At 34.5% G+C, this 3,465-nt stretch carries 1 protein-coding gene and 1 pseudogene; both read right to left on the reverse strand.

Features of this window, described 5'->3' with window-relative positions; translation table 11 throughout:
- Positions 1-477: pseudogene (locus tag JGH11_RS19325) on the reverse strand (hypothetical protein); the annotation flags it as partial.
- Between the two features lie 632 nt (positions 478-1,109).
- Entirely contained in the window at positions 1,110-3,032 is a 1,923-nt protein-coding gene (locus tag JGH11_RS19330; protein WP_201114527.1) for a hypothetical protein, read from the reverse strand.
- Positions 3,033-3,465: the final 433 nt, after the last annotated feature.

Genomic DNA, 3,465 nt, shown 5'->3' on the forward strand with positions numbered 1-3,465 from the left:
GAAATTTACATCCTCTTTGATTTTTATTATTCTTGAAATGTACTTCACATTTGATTGAAGTTCTTTTGCCAGTTGTGTAATTGTATAATCAGGATCGCAGAAAGGTTCTTTTTCGACAAAATAATTCAGGATATTCAAATATAGTTTATCAAGTTTATCCGATTCTAATTCTTCCTCTTCGATGTAATTATCTATTTCGTCCACAGACTCTCTTTCAGCCAAGTGAATTTCTCGTATAAGGTTTATTTTATTTAAATAATAGATAAAGAACAGGATGAAGCTTATACTCAGTACAATAGTCATGATGTTTATAACCATGAGCTGCTTCTCGGTTGGGCTATGAAAATATTCTTTTGGAATAAAAGAGCCTACAACGAAGACAGAACATATAAGTACTAGGACATAGATACCCCAAAGAGCAACTGTCTTTCTTGAGAAAAATATCATAGCTGCAATAGGAATGATACTATACCACATAAAGGCTGTAATTTGGCCAAAGATCCAGAAATATACCATGTTGGCATACAGGAAGAAAGAGAGGTAAACTAGATAATAAGGAATTAAAATCTTAATGGACTTGTAGTCTAAACTATATGGTATAAAAAATAAAAAGATATGCGCTATCGGACATAGGCTAACAAAATAATTCAAAGGTTCGATATTTTCATAAATATAGTATACCGCAAATAAAGACGATACTAATATAATTGAATAAAAATATCGAATACATACTTCTTTTAAAATCGTATCCTGCGACTTATTATACATGAGCCTTTATAATGATATTTTCGGTCCCAATTACGAAGACCGTGATTTCCCGTTATTTATTATTGCTTCAATCTTTTTCGTGTGCAAATTTAATTTTATTAATACAAAATACAACCATCCACATGTGTTTTTTTAATATATAATATAAAATAATATCCCCCGATTCTGAGTCTTCTCAGATTGTAGAAAGGGGGGATACTAGCACAAACATTTTAATAATAAATTTGAATGTTCGAAAGAAACATAAAGTCAGACCATCATTTAGACTTTAGTTTATGAAATTATCTACTTATCTTTCAATGACGGCCTTTTTAGTTCTTTTCATGGACTCTAATTTGTAATTATTTTGTATTTATACCATTAAATTCAGACTGCTGAAATGCCCAGCATAAAACATTTGCAACAAAGCGTGCATTTTCTACGTATTTACGGGTAGAATTATTTCTTCCATACAGTTTACTGATCGGTCTACGGCTAGCATCTAGCGCTACAGGATAGCTGGTGTCACTAGTTCCTCCATTTCCGGAACCTAAACCTCCGTCGCCAAACCATACTAGATTATAATTTTTGGCTTTGAAACCCGATATTTGACTCTGATTCCCGCTTGTAGAACTAGAACCACTATAGTCGTATGATGAAAATGACCATTCGATTTCTGATGGAGGCAGATAAGTGAAAGCATCGCCGCAACAACCGTCTTCGCCTACATATTTACCTCTTAAATCTCCAAACGGCCCATTAAGAATCATATCGTCGTAATTAGGTAATTTATATAAAACACCTCCGCCTGCAACATCTTCAACACCCCAAGCTGCCGCATCATCAAATAGTTCTTGAATAAACTTACCCGGAGCTCCTGAATTGTGGTTGAACATATGCTCATTATACATAATCACTACCCCTCCCTTTTTTACATATTCAGCCAACATTTTTCCTGCAGCAAAGCTATCATTAGCTGTAAGGTCCGCATTGTAAGTAATAAATACTATGTCTACAGGTTTATCCAAAGGATTGGTCGGTTGCAAATGGTTTTGTAGAATAGAGGTTGTTATTGAGCCGGTAGTCACTCCTATAATATCAGGGTCTTCTATTTTGAAAGTGCTGCTTTCGAGCGTTCCAAAATTTCCGGAATAAGTGAATATGTCGGCTGTTCCTCCTGAACCAGCATTCCCGTGTAGGGCTCTATCTGATGTACCAAGGCTCAATATCCGTTTTTTAGGGATTACAATCAGTATATCTACATCACAGTTTGTGGATGTTCCTCCTATCGAATTTGTGGTAAGAGTTATCTTTTTTGTTTTAGTCGATTTAGGAATTCCCTGCCCATAAACTTTTATTGTCTGAGGGCCTATGGATGTAAACTCGCCGGTACCATAGAAAGATATACCATCGACTGTGTTGGATGAGATAGAATAGCTACCGGTACTATTAACATAAATACTTAGCTCAAGATAATTAGTATTCACATTTAGCGGTTGATTCACCTTATATATTCCCTTGACAACAGTAGAGCTACACAAAAGATTATAATCTGCAATATTACTTGCCACAATGACAGGAGGTTTACATGTAGGATCTATTTCTTCACCAAAATTTACTAGGGTAATGTTGTCTGTTCCGGCTGTTTGTGGTGTTCCCTGAGCGGTAGCTATAATAGTATATTCTCCCGCAATATGGAATTCTCCCGTAGCCAGAAAAATATAGTTATTACCTGTAGTTCCCATAATGTTATAACTACCCGGTTTATTGACCGTTACCTTTATTTCGAGATAATTGCCACTGGTCATACTTTGTCCTTCAACATATGATCCCAACACTTTGATGTTGCTACAAACAATTGTTAAGTCGGCTTTACCCATCGTTTCTTCAATCTTTTTCCACTCTTCTCCATTCCATAGATAAGCGCCGGCTGCTAAATTATTGCCGCCGATGTGATATACCATTAATCCTGTGTGAGCCGGTTTTTGAATATTCTCGTAATCATTGTTGCCTTGAAGTGCAGAGTCGAAAAACGGAAATAATTCGTTACGATCGACTAGGATCACTCTAGGTAATAGAAGGCCTCCTGTGGTGGAAGTTTCTCCGCCATAGGTTGCCGCTTTCTTATCTTTTATTTCCAATAAAGCGGCCTTTTCGGGAGGAGTATTACCCCCAATTGTAACTTGGGCATACATTGTCGGGCTTATCCAGATAATTGCTGTTAGTAGCAATAATTTTAATGTTATTCCAATACAAAGTCTTTGTTTAAAGTTTGGCTGTCGCATGTAGTTTCTTCTTTTAGTTTATAGATAATCAATTACTCTATACCTTTACAATAAAATGTTAAAGTTCGTTTCCTTTTATTCTATTTATTCTATCTACAGTTATTGTATGGGTCTGTAAAGTCTCATTATATTTTTATCAAGTTTCCCTTTTTTATAAGTAAGGATTTTCATAAAAACTTACTGTCTTCTCTTTGCAATATGTATTGCTTTTGTTAGGTACAGAAGATAATGTAGCAACGAAAAATATTAATTAGTATAATTTTATTCTTCATGCACGATGTACTGAACTTTGATGTGTTCTTATAAAATGTTACAAATTTAATTTATACAGTATTGTTAATGCAAATCAAACATAAATAGACCAACATATTTAAGGAAAAAATGTATATTTCTATTTATTTTCACTTTGAGCTATATATTTGATTATTAGTAT

The organism is Dysgonomonas sp. Marseille-P4677, assembly GCF_016652235.1.
In the GTDB taxonomy this organism is placed as follows: Bacteria; Bacteroidota; Bacteroidia; order Bacteroidales; family Dysgonomonadaceae; genus Dysgonomonas.